General features: G+C 35.1%; 13 protein-coding genes and 2 tRNA genes. 3 read left to right on the top strand and 12 right to left on the bottom strand.

Translation table 11 applies throughout. From position 1 onward, the window contains the following. The first annotated feature begins 7 nt into the window (after positions 1 to 7). Positions 8 to 505 (top strand): phosphoribosyltransferase family protein, encoded by a 498-nt coding sequence (locus CELAL_RS12620; protein ID WP_013551296.1) that lies wholly within the window; start codon positions 8 to 10, stop codon positions 503 to 505. Here the strand turns inward: CELAL_RS12620 and CELAL_RS12615 are convergent. Further along, positions 497 to 1,012: a shikimate kinase gene (locus CELAL_RS12615; protein ID WP_013551295.1), complete on the bottom strand. Its 516-nt coding sequence runs from the start codon at positions 1,010 to 1,012 to the stop codon at positions 497 to 499. The genes CELAL_RS12620 and CELAL_RS12615 overlap by 9 nt on opposite strands. 149 nt (positions 1,013 to 1,161) lie before the next feature. Between CELAL_RS12615 and CELAL_RS12610 the strand changes: the two genes are divergently transcribed. Next, positions 1,162 to 1,234: transfer RNA gene (locus CELAL_RS12610), tRNA-Lys, on the top strand. 176 nt (positions 1,235 to 1,410) lie between these two features. Next, positions 1,411 to 1,483, top strand: a tRNA-Lys gene (locus tag CELAL_RS12605). A gap of 187 nt (positions 1,484 to 1,670) precedes the next feature. Here the strand turns inward: CELAL_RS12605 and CELAL_RS12600 are convergent. From CELAL_RS12600 to CELAL_RS12550, 11 genes are all read right to left on the bottom strand, one after another. After that, positions 1,671 to 3,530, bottom strand: a complete 1,860-nt coding sequence (locus tag CELAL_RS12600) for a glycoside hydrolase family 13 protein (protein ID WP_013551294.1) — start codon at positions 3,528 to 3,530, stop codon at positions 1,671 to 1,673. A 113-nt stretch (positions 3,531 to 3,643) separates the two neighbouring features. Further along, positions 3,644 to 5,488, bottom strand: coding sequence for a helix-turn-helix domain-containing protein (locus CELAL_RS21530; RefSeq protein ID WP_013551293.1), 1,845 nt, complete (start codon positions 5,486 to 5,488; stop codon positions 3,644 to 3,646). 233 nt (positions 5,489 to 5,721) lie between these two features. Continuing rightward, positions 5,722 to 6,423, bottom strand: a complete 702-nt coding sequence (locus CELAL_RS12590; RefSeq protein ID WP_013551292.1) for a hypothetical protein — start codon at positions 6,421 to 6,423, stop codon at positions 5,722 to 5,724. Beyond that, positions 6,423 to 9,767, bottom strand: a complete 3,345-nt coding sequence (locus CELAL_RS12585) for an alpha-amylase family glycosyl hydrolase (protein ID WP_013551291.1) — start codon at positions 9,765 to 9,767, stop codon at positions 6,423 to 6,425. The genes CELAL_RS12590 and CELAL_RS12585 overlap by 1 nt, the downstream gene beginning before the upstream one ends. Positions 9,768 to 9,820: 53 nt before the next feature. Beyond that, the gene (locus CELAL_RS12580; protein WP_013551290.1) at positions 9,821 to 11,188 is read right to left on the bottom strand and encodes a SusF/SusE family outer membrane protein; all 1,368 of its coding nucleotides are present in this window, start codon (positions 11,186 to 11,188) and stop codon (positions 9,821 to 9,823) included. Between the two features lie 18 nt (positions 11,189 to 11,206). Then, positions 11,207 to 12,742 carry a RagB/SusD family nutrient uptake outer membrane protein gene (locus CELAL_RS12575; RefSeq protein WP_013551289.1) on the bottom strand — a complete coding sequence of 512 codons (1,536 nt, stop codon included), beginning with the start codon at positions 12,740 to 12,742 and terminating at the stop codon, positions 11,207 to 11,209. Positions 12,743 to 12,746: 4 nt separating this feature from the next. Then, entirely contained in the window at positions 12,747 to 15,827 is a 3,081-nt protein-coding gene (locus CELAL_RS12570; RefSeq protein ID WP_013551288.1) for a SusC/RagA family TonB-linked outer membrane protein, read from the bottom strand. Positions 15,828 to 16,170: 343 nt separating this feature from the next. Next, positions 16,171 to 16,593: a DUF2147 domain-containing protein gene (locus CELAL_RS12565; protein ID WP_013551287.1), complete on the bottom strand. Its 423-nt coding sequence runs from the start codon at positions 16,591 to 16,593 to the stop codon at positions 16,171 to 16,173. 210 nt (positions 16,594 to 16,803) lie between these two features. Further along, positions 16,804 to 18,375, bottom strand: coding sequence for a carbohydrate binding domain-containing protein (locus CELAL_RS12560; RefSeq protein ID WP_013551286.1), 1,572 nt, complete (start codon positions 18,373 to 18,375; stop codon positions 16,804 to 16,806). Positions 18,376 to 18,384: 9 nt separating this feature from the next. Beyond that, the gene (locus CELAL_RS12555) at positions 18,385 to 20,109 is read right to left on the bottom strand and encodes a RagB/SusD family nutrient uptake outer membrane protein (protein WP_013551285.1); all 1,725 of its coding nucleotides are present in this window, start codon (positions 20,107 to 20,109) and stop codon (positions 18,385 to 18,387) included. Positions 20,110 to 20,119: 10 nt separating this feature from the next. Further along, positions 20,120 to 23,245 carry a SusC/RagA family TonB-linked outer membrane protein gene (locus CELAL_RS12550; protein WP_013551284.1) on the bottom strand — a complete coding sequence of 1,042 codons (3,126 nt, stop codon included), beginning with the start codon at positions 23,243 to 23,245 and terminating at the stop codon, positions 20,120 to 20,122. Between the last annotated feature and the right edge of the window lie 119 nt (positions 23,246 to 23,364).

The following is a 23,364-nucleotide window of genomic DNA, read 5'->3' as shown; positions in this document are numbered from 1 at the left end:
AAACCGCATGCCACATCAAATTTTATCTCATAAAGAAATCCAATACAAGATTAATAGGATTGCCTATCAAATCTATGAAGCTAATGTCGATGAAAAAGAAATTATCATTGCTGGAATAGAAGGTGGCGGATTAAATTTTGCAAAAAAAATTGTAAAGGTTTTAAAAGAAATTACTACAGCAGATATAAACATTTGTAAAGTTAGCATGGATAAAAAAAATCCTTTGCAATCTGGTGTATCTACCTCTATTAAAGAAATAGACTATGCTAACAAATCTGTTGTTTTGGTAGATGATGTTTTGAACTCTGGAACAACACTCATCTATGGCGTTCATCATTTTTTACGCGTACCCCTAAAACAATTAAAGACAGCAGTACTCGTAAATAGAAACCATAAAAAATACCCCGTCAAGGCAGATTACAAAGGAATATCGCTATCAACTTCTTTACACGAGCAGATACAAGTAGAATTTAAAACCAATAGCGATAAAGTGTACTTACTTTAGTTGTTGCATAATTTCGGCTACAATTTCTTCAGGAGTTTTATCGTCGCAAACTGTGATTGTATTGGCTTGCATATAAAAATTATTCCTTTCAAATAAATGCTTACCGATAAATTCCGGTAAATCGGTTTCTGCAATATTCTGAACCAACGGTCGGCTTTCTTTTCCGATAATTAAACGTTTTACTAAATTAGGAATAGTTAATTTCAAGTAAAAATCGTGTTTTGTATGCGTCTGAATCAAACCTAAATTATCCGCATAACAAGGTGTTCCTCCTCCTGTAGATAAAATAAATGATTTTTTTTCTTCCATTAGTTCTTGAACATATGTATGCTCCATTTTCCGAAAATAGAGCTCTCCACGCTCTTTAAAAATATCAGAAACACTTGCATTTAGTTTAGATTCTATATACGCATCTAAGTCTATAAAATTGATATTCAATTTCTTAGAAAGCAATTTTCCAATGGTTGTTTTCCCACTACCCATGTAACCAATAAGTACTATTTTCATTTTCTTATTTTGTGTAAATTTGAACCAAAATAAGGTGATTTCAAAAAAAAATAAAATTTTTTAAAAATAGGTTTGGATATGTGACTAAAGGTTGTATATTTGCACCCGCAAACAGAGAATATTTCTCTATAGCAAATCACTGAAATAATGACCTGGTAGCTCAGTTGGTAGAGCATCTCCCTTTTAAGGAGAGGGTCCTGGGTTCGAGCCCCAGCCCGGTCACAAAAAAGCCTTTTGAATCAAAGATTCGAAAGGCTTTTTGCATTTATAGCATCTCCAGTATTATTTAATCCTTTTCTAATATATAAGGACTTTTCTCGCTTGGATATATGAATAAAGGTTGTATATTTGCACCCGCAAACGGGGAATATTTCTCTATAGCTAAGTACTGAAATAATGACCTGGTAGCTCAGTTGGTAGAGCATCTCCCTTTTAAGGAGAGGGTCCTGGGTTCGAGCCCCAGCCCGGTCACAAAAAAAGCCTTTTGAATCAAAGATTCGAAAGGCTTTTTGAATTTAGGACATCGTATACTTGTGTGTAAAAATCAAGTAAGGTTTATTTTAGACTCAAAAAAAGCTGGTTTAATTAAATACAGATACGATTTCATTAGACCAGCTTTTACCTGCTTTAAGAAGGCATTATCGCTTTTAAAAGTTATTTATTCTACCGCTATAATCATGGCACTTCTCGCCTTTATCGTCAACTCAGATGCCTCCTTAATTTTAACATCACTTAAGATGTCTGTCCCTATTAATTCCTCTCCTAGAACTTCTTTATAAGTAGATAGGTCCACTCGTACACTTTTGGTATTTTTATTTAGGACTACCATAATTTTCTTTTGATCGTTGTATCTAAATAACACGTATACCTCCTCCTTATTTTTTGGAGCGAAATGTTTTAAGGCTCCATCATGAACTACCGCTGCGCCTTTGCGCCAATTTAGCAGCTTCTTTACAAACTCTTGAGCTTCTTTCTGCTTTAATGACAAACCAAGTCCTGTAAAGGCACTTATAGCATCATTTTCCCAACCCCCTGGAAAATCTGAACGTATAATTCCGTGATCATCTGTTCCTGGATTGGTCATCAAAATTTCGGTACCATAATATAGTTGTGGAATACCGCGTGTAGTAGCTAGGTATACTAAAGCCAATTTATAAAGATCAAAATCTTCATTGAGCTGGGTATACATTCTACTCATATCATGATTATCAGAAAAAATCATTAATTGATTTGGGTCTGCATACACGTAGTCCTGAGCCAAAGTTTCATAAAGCTCTATCCAAGATGAAGCCCATGTTTTTTCACTATTCAAAGAATTTACTAAGGCACTTTGTAAAGGAAAATCCATAACACTCTTTAAGTGCGATTCATAATTATTATAATTTTTCTTTCCCTGTTGCCAATACGCAACCTGATTAGGATTTGTAGACCATTCTTCTCCTACGATAGTAAACAATGGATATTCTTCGGAAATTGCTTTAGACCAATCATTCATAAATTCCATATCCGGATAGGGATAAGTATCCATTCTAATACCCGATATTCCAGAGTATTCTATCCACCAGATTGCATTCTGAATTAAGTAAGTTGCTAATTCTTGATTTTTTTGATTCAAATCTGGCATGGTAGGTACAAACCATCCATCAAAAAACGTTTTCCTATCTACCGCTGCGGCATAAGGATCTAAAATGATAGATTTTCTATGGTTGGTTTCAGTATATTCTGGCCATTGATTAATCCAATCTTGTGATGGCAAATCTTTCATCCACCAATGTTTTAGACCAATATGATTAGCTACCATATCCATAATTACAGTCAAACCTTTCTCCTTAGCTTTTTTAACCATAACCTTATAAAGCTCATTAGATCCAAACCTTGGATCTACCTTATAAAAATCTGTAATAGCATACCCATGATAGCTATTCTTTGGCATGGCGTTCTCTAGCGTTGGGTTAATCCAAAGCGATGTGAATCCCATATCTGATAGATACCCCAAGTGATTAATTATCCCCTGAATATCTCCTCCATGTCTACCCCCTTTGTCTTTCCTATTTACTTTATCTGCAAAGCCATTTACATTATCATTCGAAGTGTTTCCATTAGCAAACCTATCCGGAGTAATTAAATAGACCATATCAGCAGATGAGAAACCAACCGTATGCTGTTTATTTCCTTCTCTTTTCAATAATGGATAGGTAAAATCTACTTGCGCTTCTTTTTCGCTGTTTAGAGTAAATACTAAATTTCCGGGTACCGTTTGAGGCGCTATGGTCAAGCTAATAAACACATAATTACTATTCTGTACCTTCTTTACCTCTTTTAAAACCACACCGTCATACTTTTCCAAACGAATTTCACACAAGCCAATATTTTTGCCATAGACCATGATTTCAAGATCTTCTGAAACCATACCTACCCACCAATTTGGAGGCTCCATACGTTCTATACGATTTTGAGAATATAGTGATTGAGAAGTAACCACAAAAAATGTGAATAGGAACAAGGTAAAACGAAGCATAATATTTTTTTTAACACATTAATAAAAGTGCCTCCAAATTATACTATTACCCACATGGTATCGCCCCAATTTATAAACTGACCTTAATTTACACTAAGGGAATCAACAATAAGCTATGCTTTAAAATACTCTCGTGGTGTCTTACCTGTAATTTTTTTAAACGATCTATTGAAAGACGATTTTGAATTAAAGCCAACATCTAAGGCTATACCTAAGAAAGTGTGATTTCTGTATCCTTCTTTATTTACTTTTTCTATAAAGGTGGTTACCCTATATTCATTAACATAATCTCTAAAATTCTTATCAAATCCATCATTGATAGTTCTTGAAAGTAAATGCACATTCGTCTGTAATTTCTGTGCGAGCTCAGGAAGACTAAGCGCAGGGTCTAAAAATACTTTTTCTATTTCCATACACTGTATGAGCTTCTCCTTTAATTGAAGAAATTCGTTATCGTTCGTGTTTGCCTTAGGAATTACTTCCTTTACTTCATGAATTTTAAAAATTGCTGGTTGCTTAATGGCATAATACCCTAATAAAAAAACAGTTAAGGAAAATAAAATCCAAATACTATCTACAAGAAATAAGGTTAGGGTACTTAAACTGTTCGTCATAATATACCCATAACCACCTACAATAAATATAAGCACCCATAGCAATAGGCAGCCCCCTTTTAAGAGCATAATAGTATTTAAGTAATTTATATCCTGATCATAAGAATAGGTGTTTTCTATATTTTTTAAATAGTTTTTTATGACCTGTCTAATTTTAAACCAGAACCAAATATTAAACAATAGGGCAATACCTCCTATAGTAATATAGATCTCTGATGGATAAAAACGAGAAACAGCTCTATCAATAAATTGGTGTAATGGCTCAAAGAAAAATAATAGATATACAATCACCTGAACCATAAAGGGTACAAAGTACCACCAATGATTTGGTGCTTTAGGATTTGAAGGTATTTTCAATAATTTTTTGATATAGATAAAAAATATAGGCGCGTACAAGAAATACACCAAATCTTGGAATAGTGAGAGGCGTGGATAACTATTATAGATATCTCGATCATATAAAGACACTCTAGTAAGCAATATAATGGCTAATAATAATAGTAAAACACTTAAAACGCGGTTCGCTATCCGGTTGTTATTGTCATAAGAATTGATAATGAAAATCAAAAATATACCCTGAATACCCGCAAGTATAAGGATTAAAGTATACGGATTAAACAATCCTGAAGATTGATCTTCCCAATACGATATCTGTTCTATTAAGGGTTCATTTAAAGTTTCATTTGATATTAATTTAAAACGATCATTTCTTGGTCTACCATAAGCTTTACCTTCTACCGTATACCAATTACCCCGTGTGAATTTATAGGCTAGTCTTGGATAATACAAGGGTACATCAATGTGGTAAGAACCATCATCAGCCTTTAGCAATTTATACCGTTTATCTCCTGGAACCCATCCATTAAAATTACCCGCAATGTAGATAGGGGCATCTGGTGGTGTAGATTTGGGTATCTCAGTTACTTTAACGGTTATCTTTTTTGCGCTAATAGCACGCCCTTCTATATCTGCCCAACCCGAAATTTTTAAATGTAGCGAATCTATAGGTTGTGCGAATGATATTTTTCTAGTGAGCACTGGCAATCCGTCACCTTCTACTTCTACTGTCTCCCAGCTTCCACGAGTCACCAGAAACATTATGGTGGCATCCTCAAAAACTAGCGGTTTGGTGTAATATTTTCCGTCTTGTTTTTTTTCAAATTTGTATCGAGTGTTTCCCGGCTCCCATTCATTAAAACTGCCAGAAAGATAGTAGGTAGGCTCATCAATGCCGCTTGGAGCTACATCGTCTAATACAAATGTAGTTTGCGCATTCAGAAATAAGGAGCAATTGAAAAATGTTACTATTAAAAATAACGTAAAAAAACTTATACTTTTAAACATATATAAATTCTAATTCAAAGAAAAACTATTTGTCCTACCCGTGGTATTCTAACGAATGTACCAAATGTATACTACAATCTAAAGCTTTCAAAAACTAAAAATTTTATACTGCTTTGCATTCATTTGCGAATATAAGAAAACCCCAATCAAATTAATACAATCTGATCAGGGCTTAAAACCAACTCAACTAGTAGTGTTCTTTTAATTTTTCTATTTCATCTGTTACAAAATTCTCAATTAACCCTGAACTCAAAAATTGGCGATTTTGAAGTGTTGCCTTGAGCGTCTAATGTGGTCACTTGCCAATGATAAATACGATTTACAAGTACTGTAGCATCTAAAGTCATTTCGTTTGTTTCACCAATTACAGTAATGGGCACACTATTTTCATCTATTACTACGCTATAAGAAGTTATATCATCATCTACATCTTCTGCTACCCAGCGCAATGCTACTGTTCCAGAAGAAATCATTGATCCCATTTTAGGAAATACTACCTCTGCAGGAAAGGGCGTATGACTTTCCACAGCTAACCCGGCGTTATAGAATCTCCAAGCTTTACTTTCTGTATTTTCTTGCGTACCGTTAGCTTTAGAGATTACTTTCCACTCATAAGGTGTTCCTCGTTGTATAGTAATTGGTAATTCATTCTGATCACCATTGAAATTAGCTGTTGCGCCAGTATTCAGATTTTTTAAATTTACGGTATAGCTATCTGTGTCTTCAGCATCATTCCATTTAAAGACCACCAGACTCTCTGTTTCAGATAAAATTTCTCCTTCATTACATTCGGTATTATTCTCGGGAAAAACGAGTAATGCTGCAGTTGGTATGGGAACAGGATTTGTGGGCGTTTCTGAACTATCTCCTCCCCCGCATGAAGCGCAGAAAACACTAACAAAAAGGAGCATTATATAGTTAAAAGGATTATTCATTATTTTAAAATTTTAAAGTTCAATGCTTCATTTCTTAAATCAACACGCATATAAAAAACTCCTTTTGGGAGCTTAGCTACATTTACCTCAACCACATTATTAACTACAGGATACGTAGCATAGAGTACCTGTGCTCCACTAGATGCATACATTGCTATGGTTACCTCTTCTACCTTTTTAGTCTTCAAATTAAGATGTAAAATATCATTTACGACAGGATTGGGATAGATGGTTAATTGATTTTGAACCACTATTGTTTCTTCATATAATCCTTGGCAATCTTTAGCTGTTTTAACTTGTATCACATTTTCAAAAGCCTCTAAAGCAATGATTACTTCACTACTTTGAGTTGTAAATGTTTTTTCATTTACGGTTACGTAAAAGGTATCTGCCCCTTTTAAACTCAAAGTAGCGGTACTATTTTCCGTATTTATTTTAGAAGAAACAGTCAGAGCTTCTGGCTCCCCAATCATTACCTCATAACATTGGGAATAATTTTCTTCTTCAACCCGTATACAAATCGTGTAATTTCCCGCAGCTAAATCTGTAAAAGAGGTTGATGTATTGAATGCCTCGCTGCCTGTTGCGTCTCCTGATACGGTAGCCGTATATTCATAATTTTCTACCGCAGTTATTGTTATACTCCCATTATTACTTTCGCTGCAGGTTTCATCCTTTATTTTTAATTGAAAATTAGTTGCGGGCAGTATAAATACCACGCATCCCTTTACATTTACAGTAGCTCCAAGAGGCGTGTCTGGACATACGTCATCTGCATCTTGCACACCATCATGATCTTGATCTGGTAAATTGCTATTCGGGAATAGCGCCGTTGGCTTATCACCAAATATTCTGTATTCACCCGGTGCCAATACAATCTGATCATGTGTATCTGTTACCACGTATTTTAAATTTTCATTTAGAAATTCATACCAAATACCCGTTTCCTGAAATTCAGGAATAATGGATTGTGCTGTAACTCCGAAGTTGCCTATAATGGTTACATATTTAATTTCATCAGGTGCAGCTCCCGCTAGTGCAAGGTGAATTTTCTTTAAACCCGTAGTACTACCAAAATCCAATTCAAAATCTGTTGTTTCAAAAATTGGCTCCTTAACTTTTAAGTCGATTAATTTTGCCCATGTTTCATATAATGCTTTTCTATTCGCATCTGCAAGATACTCCCAGCGAATAGGCTTATTTCCTACCCTACCGTTCTCATCAATGGAAACGTCATAGCCTAACTCTCCAAATTGCCATATCATTTTTGGACCAGGAACGGTAAAAAAGAAAGCACCTGCTGTTTCCATTCTGCTTAAGGCTGTGGGTATATCTTTTACCTTATAGCTACCATTAGAATTACCAAATTCTAAATTTTTAAACATCAAGCGTTCTTCATCGTGACTCTCCATAAAAGATACTGCCGACGGTTGCTTAAATCCTTTTTCGACATAGGAAACTCCGGAAAAATTAGAGCTACTATTAAAACCTAAAGTTGCCTCATTGTAAGCTTCCGTTTGTTTGTTCCAAAGCAATATTCCTTTACCTTCATCTATACGATAATCTGCCCACTGTTCTTCTTCTTGCAGTGCTCCCAAGTGTTCAAAAATCACATAAAAATTATCATCTGATAGCCATTGCGTATCTGCATACTCTTGTAAAACGGTTATTCTATCTTGTTGGGTGCTATTGGTACAATTTTCATCTGAGGCGGAACAGTTTTGCGTAAATCCTTTGGTAAGATCCCAACGCATTCCATCTATCTTAAACTCTTCAATCCAATATGTTAGCGTTCTATTTACATACTCTTTAGTAGCTTGACTCTGATGATTAAAATCATTAAAAACGCTATAGGAATGCGTGGCTGATTGATTGAAAAATGGATTATCCATAGCTGCTTGTCCGCCACTACCTCCGTTATCCGTATTCCACATTCTATAGTAGGGATGCTGACCTGATGCATGGTTATAAACAACATCTATAATAACGGCTATTCCTCTAGCATGACATTCGTCTATTAATGCTTTTAAAGCGTCTTTGGTACCATAGTATTTATCTAAAGCCATATGAAAAGCTGGGTTGTACCCCCAACTTTCATTCCCATCATATTCATTAACAGGCATCAACTCAATAGCGTTGATCCCTAAGTCTTGTAAATAATCTAAGCGTTCTTTTACCGCATCAAAACTATGACGTGCATCAAAATCTCTAACCAATAGCTCGTAGATTACTAAATCATCTTTCTTTGGTTTAATGAAATTGGTATGCTCCCAAACAAATTCTGGATCTCCAGTTCTTAAAACAGTAATCGCATCAGTTTGTCCCGCAGGGTACGATGGAAGGTCAGGAAAGGTTACCTCATCAATAAAAGCATCGTTTCCATACCCATCTAAAATTAAGGTGGAATAAGGGTCTGCAATTTTCAGATCAAACTCCACAAGGTATTGGTAAAGATGATTGGTTTGGGCTGTTAAATTGCTCAATTCAATCCAAAACCTATCTTTTGAACTATCCTTTTTTAATAGGTACGCATCTGAAACCTGCCAATTGTTAAAATCGCCGATAAGGTGCACAAAATCTTTCCCCGGCGCATATAGCACTAAGGTTGCTTTTGTAGCATCGGTCGGGTCTAAATTAATTCCATCTAATGCATTGGCTGGTACTGGTGCTTCTTCTACTGTTGGAGCTACTATTGCTGTAAATGACCTTGATTTTGTTTCTGTACCACTCGTAACCTCTAAAATAAAATTTGTAGTACCCGAAACGGTATGCGCATAACTATACTCCGTAATTGCAGCTTGTGTATCTAGGGTGAGACCATTGGCTTTTAAAACAAAAGTTGCGTTTAGCGATGCAGTAGCTGAAATAGCTAAAGCCTCTCCTGCATTTAATACAGTGGTAGTTTCTGTAGGTGTAATTAGATTAAATTGAAATGTGCCTACATTAAAAATAAAATCTTGTGTTTTTTTATCGCCATCGCCATTTTTAGCTTTTACTAATATGCCTATTTTACCAATATTTGTTCTATTAAAAAAAGTAGCAGGTGTTAGTGTAAAACTAAAAGTTCCATCACCGTTATCCGTAAGTTTCTGGTCTTCGTTAGAACTTGTCCAGCTCCCATTGGTTGGAGAGTCTACGGTATTTTCCCCATTAGCATCTAAAGACCAAGCCCAAAGATATGCCTCTGAAACACCCCAAGTAGACACCTCTAAATCGGAAACTGTGATCGTAATTTCTTCATTCTCTGCAAAAGCTTCTGGAGCAATAGCATAGCTTACATTTTGCTGTTGTGCAAAACCTAGTGCTGCACTCATCAAAAAGAGAAGTAGTACTGTTTTTTTCATAATGTAGTATTAAAAAAGGGTTGCACGATGTGCAACCCTTTTAATTTTTTTCCTTATTCAATTACAATTGTAGGGGAAGCTTCATCAGAAAAATCAATTGTTATTTTATAAGTGCCAGCTACAACAGTTATATTATTATCATCTTCTGTATCTAATATTCCGTCTGCTTCTAAATCACCGTAACTTGCATCCCAAGTATCATTAGCTCTGACCTTTATTTCGCCAGCTACCAAATCTATACTAGCTATTGTCCACACCCCAGGATTTGTAAAATCTGGACTAAATTTAGTGTCTGGACCATCCCAACCATTAGGTGTTGCAGAACCTACTAAGCCCCAAATTGTAGTTTCTTCTAATGTATAGGCTAAACTATTAAAATCAACCGTTAATAGATAATAGCCAGCAGTAACAACAATATTATTATCTGCATCGGTATCAAGAATACCGTCTAAATTACCATCTCCATAGCTAGTATCCCAGAGATCATTCATTCTAACTTTCATATCCCCATCAACGAGTTGCACTACGGCTTTAAACGTATCTGTAGTATAATCATAGGCTAGCTTTACATTTGGACCATCCCAACCGTTAGGAGCAGCACTTCCCACAATACCCCAGAAATACTCTTCCATGGTATAAGAATTATCACTCAAATTAATAGTGATTTTAAATGAACCCGCTTCTGCTATTACAATATTATTGTTTTCATCAGCATCTAAAATACCATCTAAGGTAGCATCTCCTAAATCGCCACCCCAAGTATTGTTTTCTCTAAATTTAATTTCTCCAGGAACAAGGTTGGCATAAGAAACTATAATATTAGGGTCTTCTGTCACATAAAAAAGAACGTCTGGGCCATCCCAACCATTAGGTGTTGCAGAACCTACAATACCCCAAGATGATAATTCTACACCGCTACCCGCTTCTGTTTCTTCTGGTAAAACAACGTTTAATGCTGTAACAGTAGAAAAACTTTCTGGTGCATTTTCGGCGCCATCCCCAAGGTATGCTCTAACTCTAAAATACAATACGCCCGTATTTGGCATATCTGCAGTACTTGGGTCATTGTCTAACCCTGCACTTGTCGCCAGTTCTAACATTTTATCGACTGTAACTCCAAAATTAGTTTCTGGAGTAGTACTAACCAAGGCGATTACTTCTGCGAAATCTTCTGTAACAGATCCTTGGAGATCATATGCATTTGGTGATGCTATACCAAAATCAGGAGAATTCCAAACAAAACGCTCCGCTATATTTGCTTTTGTGGCATCTGTTAAGATATATTCATTCAAAAATGTACTGGTGAATGCAACATTTTCTGATGGTGCTTGCGCTGTGTATACTAAGTTGTCATCGTCCTCACAAGAAGCTAAGCTTAATGTAGCTAAGATGAATAATCCTATAATTTTTATATTTTTCATAGTTATGGTTTAAGTTCGTTAGTATCCGTTATTTTGCTTTAGGTTAAGATTTGCTTCTAATGCCTGTAAAGGAATTGGAAACAATTTATAAGTATCTGGTATTGCAGTACCTGCTGCTACTCCGCCTTTCCAAGGCCATACGTACGTATTGCCTGTAAACTTTCCAAAACGTATTAAGTCTGTTCTTCTATGACCTTCTAAGTTTAGTTCTCTAGCACGTTCATCTAAGACAAAATCTAAGGTAAGATCTCCCGTATTTATGGGTGTTGCGTTTGCTCTTACTCTTACCTGATTTAGGTAATCTAAAGCTTCTCCTAAGTTCTGATTTGTCCTAATAGCACACTCTGTGAACATTAAATAAGCATCTGCTAATCTAAATAATGGAAAGTCAGTTCCTGAAAATTGTGTCGGGGCAGAAGACGAACTCAAAGCATTCGTATTTCTAAATTTTATTGAAGGGTAACCATCTGTCCAAGTCTTATAATCGTTCATTTCATACGAATGACCTTCGGTAAAAAACAAAGCTGCTCTATCATCTGTAGTGGTTTCCAAATCACCATACAAACCATACCAACCTTTAGATGCTCTGTGGCCTCCCCAACCTTCTGTTAAACCATACTCTGCTAAGGTCATTGTTTCAGAACTACTAGAACCGTTAACGATATATGTTGTGTTTCCAAAACTTTGACTAGTTACCGCATCGGCTATTAGCGGAAAAATAATTTCTGACGATGTGTTATTATCTCCTGAAAACACACTTACATAACTATCTGCTAGTGTATAACCACCTTCAGTAATTACTTTAGTTATAGCAGAAAGTGCTTCTGTATATTTACCTGTTCCTGTATAAACCTCTGCATTGATATACAGCTTGGCTAATAGCATATTACCAACTGCTTTGTTAGCTCTACCATAATCATTTGTATTCGGTAACGTTTCAATAACAGCAAGTAATTCTGATTCCACATAAGCATATAACTCTGCTCTTGTGGCTTCAGGTAATGGTGCCGAGGTTCCAAAATTTTCTTCAGTAGCCAATACTCCTTTTCCAAAAGTATCTATGAGATAATAATATGCTAAAGCTCTTATAAAACGTACTTCTGCTATAACTTCATCCTTAGCTTCTGTATCTACATTGTCTAAAACAGAAAGCAAGTTGTTACATTGGGGAATTGTGTAGTAAATTCTATTGTATAAATATCTAAAGAATTTGTTATTTTCATCCCAGTTAGCTGTTGTTGTCAGTTGATCTAGACCATCATCTCCCCATCTATTTTTAATGCCATCTGCTGTAAAATCTTGAAGGTTTAAGATTCCTCTTAAAAAAGGAGATTCCCCTGCATCATCACTAATGTCTGAGCTTTCTGGCCCATCGGGACCTGAAAGCGCAAAAGATCCATACAATCTAGAAACGATACCTTGTACGGCATTTGGGTCTCTATTTAGTAATTCTTCTAAAGTTAATTCTACTATTGGATCTGTATCTAAATCATTGGTACAACTCATGTTACCTAACAAGAGCACACCAAAAAAGGTTATTATAATTTTCTTCATAATCCTAAAAGTCTAAGTTTAATCCCAAGGTGAATACTCTAGGTCTTGGGTAGAAATTGTTATCTATTGCGTTAAAATTCTCAGGGTCTTGCCCGCTGTAATCACTTATTACAAAAAGGTTATTGGCTGCTCCGTAAATTCTCAAAGAAGTCTCTTTTAAGAAGTTAGGTACTCTAAAACCAATAACTATATTTTCCATTCTTAAGAAAGAGGCATCTTCTAAAAAATAATCTGAAAACGGGATATTCCCCTGTACATTTACAAATGATGTAGTAGCGGCATCAGAATTGAAATCCAAAACATTACTTAAGCTATTGCTATTGTTTGGTATTGCTCTATCTATCCAACCAGAAGTTAACCTCCTTGCATTATATACTTGTCCACCTATTTGACCTCTGAAGCTAGAACTTAAGTCCCAATTTTTGTAATTAAAATTAAGTCCAAAGCCATAAGTCCAGTTTGGCCTTAAGGTTTCATAGTACCTATCATCATTATCAATACTATTATCTCCATTAATATCTACAAAAGCATTGGAAATAGGATCTCCATTGGTATCATACACCTGCTTAAAAACCCAAGCAGAATACGGCTGGTATCCTACAGCATGGTATGCCAAACTAACTCCTGTTCCTGTAGGCAGGCCAGATTCAGCCGCTGTAATTCTCGTTACATCTTTTAAACTCGTAACTTCAGCTCTATTGTACCCTATATTAGAATTGAATTCAAATGTAAAATCTTCTGTACTAATAGGTCTAAGGTTTAAATTAACCTCAAAACCTTTGCTTTCTGTCTCCCCTACATTTTGCACAAAAGCATCGGATAATGCTTGCCCTGGTGGTACAGCGGTTCTTGCCAACAAATCCTTGGTTTCTTTTTGGTAAAAATCTACCGAACCAGAAACAATTCCATTGTTAAATAAATCGAAATCTAAACCAACGTTGAAGGTTGTGGTCTTTTCCCAAGTTAAATCTGGATTAAATGCCTTAGCAGAATATAAGTTTACTCCGTTTAAATACTGACTAGTTGTAGAGCCAATGGTAAACAAAGGTGATGATGGGTAATAACCAACAGCTCCTGTTATATCTTGCTGCCCCGTTTTACCTGCACCTAATCTAAGTTTTAGATCATTAATTACGTTTGAATTTGCTACAAAACCAGCCTTGCCAATTTTCCAAGCTACCGCTGCTGCAGGAAAGTATCCCCATCTGTTCTCTTTCGTAAATAATGAAGAACCATCAGCTCTGAAAGATAATGTTACTAAAAATTGGTTTGCTAAATCAATATTCGTTCTTCCAAAATAAGACTGCAGATTTAAAACATTGTAATATCTATTGGTGAGGTTATTCTCATTTATAAGTTCTTCACGTGTGCCTGTTTCATCGTTGTATCTATATCTTACAGAAGTACCATCATTTTCAAAGTTTTGATAAGAATAACCGCCTTGAACCTCTAAGCGTTTCACAAAACTTTCCAATTCTTTAGTATATACTAAATAGGCATCTAAAGTTGTATTGGTAATCTCTTGGTCTTCTGTGTAGTTCACCCCAGGATTAAACAGATAATTGGTATTAATATCGGTATCTGCATTATTAAATCTATAGGTAGCTATAGCATTATCAAAATATTTTTCTTCAATAGTAGCTTTTGAAGCTTCTAAACCAAGATTAACTACCGCTCTTAATTCTGGTAAAGCATGTAATTTATAATCTAACTCTATATTCCCTAATATACGAGCAACTTGTTCTGGTCTTTCTCTTTGTTTAAGTAAAGCTAATGGATTGCTTTGACCATCTAATAATAACCGATTACCATCTACAATTGTATTTTGGTAAAACCCACCAAACCTATTGTTAGGATCAAGATCAAGAACGGGTTTAGTAGGGTCCATATTAATAGCACCTCCTAATGCACCACCTTCATCTATAGCATTTTTATCAGAAAAAAGGCCTTTTGCATTTACATTTATTTTCAGATGATCGTCTAAAAGAGTCGGAGTTAACTTAACCGACAAAGTAACTCTTTCATAATCGTTAGTTTTAACTACACCCCCAGTATTTGTATACCCAATAGAACCTCTAAATGGTATTTTACCTCCTAAATTAGCTCTTGCACTAAAGTTAGTATTGGCAGAAATTGCTGTTCTAAATATTTCATCTTGCCAATTGGTGTCACCAATAATTCTGCCTTCTATAGCTGCTGTTAATGGGTTGTCTACTGCCGTAGTACTTGGGTCATCTACTCCTAATAAATTTGTAAAAGATGGATGGTAGGTACTAATAAAATTCACATATTGATTACTATCCATTACATCTATAGTACTAGCCACATTGCTTACAGAAACGTCTGATGAGAAATTGAATTTAACATCGCCTGATGTTCCTTTTTTAGTAGCTATAATAATCACACCATTAGATGCTCTAGATCCATAAATAGCAGTCGCAGAAGCATCTTTTAAGACACTAAAACTTTCTATATCATTTGGGTTAATCAATGATAATGGATTACCAACACCCGCAGGGTTTGTATTATCTACAGGAATACCATCTATTACGATTAACGGACTGTTATTTGCTGATAAAGAAGAGCCTCCTCTAATTCTAATGTTTGGAGCTGCATCGGGTTGCCCGCCGTTAGAGGTAATACGTACCCCTGCCATTTTACCGGTTAACAATTGATCAGCAGAAACTACGGAGCCTTGATTAAAATCTTTTGAAGACAATACATCCACTGAGCCGGTCAGATCTTCTTTTTTGGCAGTACCATAACCAATTAACACCACTTCTTCCAACAATTGTGTATCTGTTTCTAATGAAACATTCATAGTCGTACCAGACACTTTAACTTCAGTAGACGTATAACCGATATAAGAAAACTGCAGTACATCATTTTGAGCTGCCTCAATAGTAAAATTACCGTCAAAATCTGTGGAAACACCTTTTGTAGTTCCCTTCAAAATAATACTGACTCCTGGTAATGGATCTCCACTAGCTTGATCTGTAACTAATCCTGAAATTTGTTCTTGAGATATAGCCCATAATGGAACAAATAACATGATCAAAAAGAACTTGTAAAATCTTCTATTCATAATTTAGTTTAGTTTTTATTGAGTTTAATTTATCTGTTAAAATTAGGTTAACAGTATGCTGTTATCGCTTCATTCTATAAAATGACCCTACTTTTTTTTGACATTTGACAAAAAAAGACATGCTAGAATACGCTTATGATAATTATAAGCTATTTGATTATGAGCATTGTTACCTATCTACCTAACAGAAGTATAGTTTCTAAACTAAAAAAAAACAGTTCTCAATAAAAATTCTTCCCCTCTTAATTCCTTAAATTTTATGATTTAGTAACCTAAAAATTGCCAATAAAAAAAGGCATCAAACTTTTTAGTTTGATGCCTTTTTAAAATTGTAAAATGTATGCTATTGCACTCTAGTCCAATATTGTGTTCTCCCTAGTAAAGAAAACCCGATAAAGCCACGTACTTTTAATTTATTTGTTTCTTCTAAAGTGATATAACATTTATAGACTTTTCCTGATTCTGGATCCAAAATAGTTCCATCTTCCCATTCGTCATCATCTTTCTCTAAATCTTTGATAATAACCATACCCAAAATAGGTTTATCCTTATTTGAGCCTGTACAAGCTTCACAAACACGGTCTTGCCTAGACTTATCTGTTATCTCTATAATTTTACCAAACACTTTTCCATTGTCTGAATAAATTTCCACGACAGATCTCACCTTACCAGTTTCATCATCAATTGTTTGCCATTTACCGGTAACACTTTGTGCGTGTATCCCTATCGTTAGCATTAAAAAAATAGAAGTTAAAATATATTTCATAAGTGTATTTTTATTTTAAATGTACAACAAGGATCTCAAAATCCATAAAAAACCTTTTGCTTTTTTAAGTAGTTGATGCTGTAAAAATAGGGATATCTACTTTAACAGAACACTACTACCCTCAAAAACCTAAATCCTTGTCTAAGAGAAAATGAAAAAGGCGCTTAGATTTCTCTAAACACCTTTAATTTAAACTCAACTAACTAATTATTATGGTCTAATTTCAACTTTTGCAACGCTGATATTATCCATATAAAATTTTAAAGTTTGACCATTGCCGACATTATAACCGCGAATGACAAAATTTACATCTTCGTCTGCGCCTGGCGTAATAAAGGCAGAAGTGTACACCCATTCATTCACAGGAAAATCTTCTGTAAAAAATGTAGTTACTGCTTCAAAACCATAGCTTCTAGGGTAAAATCTTAAATCTGACACAAAGTTACCACTGGTTGGGTAAGGAGCTGTAAAGAAGGGGCCATCAATATAAATCCACACCCCTACTTCATATGTGGTTCCTGCTACCAAAGAAACTATTGCATTTTCCCCAAGCATATCTGTATGGCTAATTACCATACCACCTTCAGGTCTAAATTCTACATAGGCACTTTTACTCCCGTCTTGACTTCGTACTGAAGATAAACTAAAGTCATACTCACCCCAATTTCCTCCCCAAAATAGATAAGGCCAATTGGTATTGGTTGTATTCTCAAAACTATAATCATAATTGCTATTCTCTAGCATATTTACGGTATTGAATACAAGTACCTCATCTGTAAAAGATGTTGCCGCTACAGCATCTAGAGTGCTTAATTCGCCTGCCGTATAAGAAACCATGACCTTATCATTATTATACACTCTTTCTCCTTCTAATTCCAATAAAAGAATATTTTCATCTACAGGATCTGTTGTGATTGATGCAATTTGTGGAGAAATTATAGCTCCACCTGCTGTTTCAATTGAAATAGAAAAGTCTGTTTTAGCTGCAGTTGCTGCATCCATATCTCTACTAAATTCCAAAGCAACTTTACCCTCTTTATCAGAGACCGCGTCTAGAATAACAGGATCGGTAGACGGGATTACTTTTATAAAGTTTTTAATAGATATAGTATCACCTCCAAAGGGTCTACTTCTAGAGGCAATAAATTCTAAATCATGAATACCTACTTTACTATACCTTACATCTGCATCTCCCTCTGGATTTTGCAATGTGTTTGGCTTAGCATTAGGTAAGTTCCAAATAAAATTGATTGGGTCACCTTCTGCGGTATAGCTCAATCTAATATAGTTACTTGCTGTTATTACATTTTCTGCATTATCTACTAATGATAATTCTGCTCCTAAAGAGCCATCAGCATTGATGTAATTTGCCTGAATCTGTGCCGTTACATCTCCTAAAACCGTCACTACAATAGTCGTGTCTAACTCCGTAGCGCCACTAGGTGTTGTACGCTCATCTGCATAGGCTTCATTTGCAAATGTTTGTTTCAGCGTTACATTATGCACTCCTACTTTACTAAATGTAGCTTTAACTACAGCATCAGAAGAAGTAGATACATCTGCAACACCTTCAGGAAACGTCCAAGTACGAGATACAACACCCGATGAAATATCACCAAAATCTATATGCCCACCTACATTAATCTTATTTTCGAAATTCATTTCTGAAGTTACAATAGCCCTATGGCTGGCTTCAGTAAGCTTTACCTCATCTTCTTCTGTACAGGCATAAAATGCTAGCAATGAAACAATGGCAAAGCCAAATAATTTTATTTTTTTCATAATAGTATATTATAAATTATCATTAGTCTGTACTTCCTGAGTTGGTATCGGGAAATAATTATGCTTCGCTGGGTTATAATTTGCCGCAGCTAAAACAAAGTCGGGACGTATTCTTTCAATTATATATAAAGGAGCTACTCCGCCATCACTTACTTTAAGTTCTGTTTCTTTATTTGCTTCTCTCCAAATTTCATCTGCTCTTAAATCATCAAAAACTTCTTGAACAATACCCCAACGCACTAAATCTTTCCATCTATGTCCTTCAAAACATAGTTCTATAGGACGTTCTACACGTTGTAAATGTTTCATAACCGTTTCTGATGAAGCCGCTACCATTGGAAAATCTCCATGTACTTGCTTACTTACATGTAATTGCGGAAACATACCTGCATTATCGGCCATATATTGGCGAAGTGTAACCACACCTGCTCTACTTCTTACCATATCGATATAATCAATGGCGGTTTCATAATCATTGTTAGCCTCTATAACCGCTTCTGCATACATCAATAAAACGTCAGCATATCTAATATGTCTGAAATTAATACCTGATCTACTCTGTGCAGGTTCTGCCTCTAAATGATACCAGTTTGAATGTTTTTTCACGTAAGCACTCTGTCCGAAGGCAAAACCACGAATAGCGGAATATTCTTGCTGATAATATAAGCCCTCTCCATTTCTGGTAGCGATGGTAGCGGTCATTCTTTTAGACTCACTATTACCGTCATTTATGGCATTGGCTGGATCTACTTGATCATTAACCAACATTTCATGTAAATTATAACTAGGTAATATGGTATTGAACCCTCCATAATTTAATTGACCAACGGCATTTGCCATGGTAGAAGACTCTGCTCCTGTTTCATTAGAGTTATCATCTACAACAGCTCCAGGAACTCCAGGGCTTAAATCAAACGAATAGTTTACTTCAAAAATAGATTCTGAGTTAAACTCATTTTCATGTTGAAAATTATCAGAAATATTTGCGGTTAAGCTATACACGTTGGATTGGATCACATCATTAAATTCTGATGCCGCCTTAGAAAAATCTTCATCAAATAAATATGCTTTCCCCAAAAGGCTTTTTGCCGCTCCCCATGTTGCTCTACCTATATTCTTAGCATCCCAAGTTTGTGGTAAATTATCTTTTGCAAAAATTAGATCTGGAAAAATTACAGCGCTATTAACTTCTGCAATAGAGGAAAATGGTTTAGATAATTCTTCTTTTGTTTCTGCTACACTCGTATGAATTACAGCACCTCCATAATTATGAGCTAATTGAAAATAAAAGAAAGCTCTTAAAAATTTTGCCTGTGCTTCTATTTGCAGTTTAGCATCCTCACTAAAAATGGCACTATCGGCATTTTGGATATTTTGAATTACTTGATTGGCTCTAAAAATACCTATATACAATTGGTCCCATTTATCGGTTACGTGATACGTACCATCATTATACGTCAAATTTCTAAAAGCTGCAGGTCTATACCAAGATTCTGTTCCTGCTATATCTCCTAAAATCATTTCATACTGCAATTCTCCGCCACTTATATCTTGAAATTGCAATGCACCATATACAGAGGTAAGTGCACTAGTATATTGCTGCTCCGATTCCCAAAAGGTATCTGGCGTTATTGCATTAGGATTTATCTCTTCTAAGAAAGAATCCTCGTTACATCCAAATAGCAATAGGCTGCCTATAAGGATGATGTATATTTTATATTTAATTATTTTCATATTTCTAGCTTTAAAAACTTAATTGAACACCTAACATAAATTGTCTTGTAACAGGGTAGTTACCTCTATCTACACCTCTTGTAAAAATACCATCTCCTCCAACTTCAGGATCGTATCCGGTATAATCTGTAAATGTAAATGGGTTTACGGAAGTTAAATACAACCTTACTTTTTCAATTCCTGAGGTCTCTGTAATGCCAGGAATAGTATAGCCCAGTGTTAGTGTTCTAATTCTAAAATAAGTACCATCTTCCAAGAAATAATCAGACCTAGCTCTTACATTATTATGAAAGGCATTTTGTCTATCTGTTGGGATATCTGAATCTGGATTTTGAGGTGTCCACATAGAATATAAATCTTTATGTCTACCACCACCATAAGCGTATAATTTTGCTCCATTGTAGATTTCTGCACCATAAGAGAAATACGTTTGTGCATAAAAATCAAAGCCTTTATATTCTAAACTAAGGTTTAAACCTGCTTCAAAATCTGCTTGCCCAGAACCCGAATAAACTCGGTCATTATCATCAATTTTACCATCTGCTTGATCTGCAATACCATCGTTATCAGAATCTATTGTCAATTGATCAATCATCATTAAATCTCCCAATTGAGCACCACCATCAATAAGCTTGTAGGTATCTAATTGTTCTTGAGTTTTAATCACACCATCATTTTGCACTAAGAAAAAAGCACCTGCTTCATATCCTTCTGCTAAAAATGTAGTATAATCAACATTAGTTCCCTGAGATACAATTGGCCTACCATTGGCATACCCACGTTCCACTCCGTTTAAATCTAATACCTCATTCTTATTTTTAGTAAATGTTCCTGAGATAGTATATTTAAAATCGTCTCCAATTCTGTCTTTATAACTTGCTGCTATTTCAAGACCTTTATTCACCATGTTCCCCGCGTTTACGGTTCTAACACTATAAACATCTGCAGCTCTTGGTTGGTAGGTACCAGAAGAGGCTGGTAACCTTTCCTGCAATAACATATCTTCTTTATTGTTCTCATAAACATCTGCGGTTACGCTTAGCTTATTTTGGAACATACTTAAATCAATACCAATATTTTTAGAGATTGTAGTTTCCCATTTTAAATCGCTATTAGTATACCTACGTTGCACATTTCCAAAACCTAGTTCTTCATTGGGACCAAATGGATAATTAACACCAGATTCTATAATAGGAATGGCTGAGTATGCCGCTCCTGTATTTTGATTTCCTAATTTTGCCCAACTAGCTCTAATTTTTAAAGAATTAACGCTGGTGATATTTTTGAAAAAATTCTCTTCGCTTATATTCCAACCAATAGAAACACTCGGGAAAGATCCATATCTGTTATCTTTTGTAAAATTCGAAGAACCATCATGTCTGATACTGGCAGAAAACAAATACTTTTCGTCAAAGTTATATTGCAATCTAGCTAGTTTCCCGGCAAGAGTACTATTTACATTAATACTACTTGGTTTAATGCCTTCTGCACCAGAACCTAAAGTTTGTAAATCATTACTTGCATCTTCACTATAAATTACACCAACCCCTAATGCTCTTGAATTAAATTCTTCATAAGAGATTACTCCTGTAAAGTTGAAATTGTGCTTGTTAAAGCTCTTATCATAGGTTACAATATTTTCTATTGTTTCTCTTTTAGAAAACGTATAATCTTCATTCAAAGAAGCTTGTATATTAGAGGCAGTAGCATTAAGTACTCCTTGATTTGTAAATGCTAAATATTGTGGTTTGAAAAATTTTCTGAAGTAGTTATAACTATTTCTCCCTAGGTTAATTTTATACTTTAACCCATCAATAATTTCATATTCTAAGCTTAAGGCTATGTTGTCAGACTTTACTTCTCGTTCATCTACATTATCTAATTGGCGTGATAAAAAGCTAAAAAGTATATCATTATCAACATCCAACTCTACAGAATTTTGTCCTACAGAAGGAATATCCTTTAAAGGTTTGTTCCACGGTGCTTGTGCTATGGCATATTCATAAAGTGCAAAAGGCTCTTGATCTCTATTTTCAACGGAATATCCCATTGAAGCAAAAGCTTTAAATTTTCCTTTTGTGAACTGGCCTGTAAATCTATTTGTTAAACGATTGAAACCAGAATTAATTAAAACCCCTTCTTGCTTAAAGTAGTTGGTATTAAAATTTAGGGTTAAATTTTCAACACCTCCAGATATATTTACATCTAAATTTTGAATAACAGCATTATCATTCTGCACTTCTTCAACAAAATTAGAATCGTAGTCTAGAACATTTGCATTTAAGAAAAATGTTAATGGTTCTGTACCTAGTAATTCTGTTTTTTGCTCTAGCTCGTATAGCTGTTCTGTAGTATTCATTAAAGGAGTACCCGAAGTAATATTCTGAATCCCTGTATAGGTAGAGATATCAATTTTCATTTTACCCGCTTTTCCTTTTTTGGTCGTAATTAAAATAACACCATTAGATGCTCTCACCCCATAAACTGCTGCCGATGCACCATCTTTTAAAATGTCTATAGATTCAATTTGTTCCGGTGCTATATTAGGGTTACCATCAAAAGGAATACCATCTACAACATATAATGGACCTAAACCACCAGAACTAATAGAACCTAAACCCCTAATTTGTACGTTGGCTGATTCTCCTGGTCTACCACTTCCTGCCTGGATATTTACCCCTGCAACTTTTCCTTGTAGCGCCGTTCCTAAATCTGATGTTGCCGTTTTTACAATAGTCTCAGAACTAACATTGGCTACAGAACCCGTAATCTCTTTCTTTTTCTGTGTTCCATACCCTACAACTACCACTTCATTTAAGAGTTCTGTATCTTCAATTAATACTATTCTTAAATTTGAGGCAGCTCCAACCGTCACTTTTTGTGACTTAAAACCAATGGAAGAAAACACTAAAACCTCACCTTTAGATGCATTAATTGCAAAATTTCCGTCAAAATCTGCCACAGAACCTTCTTTAGTTCCTTGTTTAAGAATAGATACTCCTGGCACTGGAGTTCCTTGCTCATCTATTACCGTTCCCGTAATAGCACCTTGGGCGTAACCTTGCTGTACCACCAAGATCATTAATAGAGAGAATACTGAAAGTATTCGTCTCCATAGTTTGTCTTTTTTCTTCATAAATTTGTTTGAGTTAATTAGTATTAAACAAGTTTTGGTGAGTTATTTTTAATAAATTCTTATTTACAAATAGATATATTAGATAAACAATAATTTTATCGGCACTAAATTATCAATTT

The organism is Cellulophaga algicola DSM 14237 (genome assembly GCF_000186265.1).
In the GTDB taxonomy this organism is placed as follows: domain Bacteria; phylum Bacteroidota; class Bacteroidia; order Flavobacteriales; family Flavobacteriaceae; genus Cellulophaga; species Cellulophaga algicola.
This window is presented reverse-complemented; position numbering and strand designations above follow the sequence as displayed.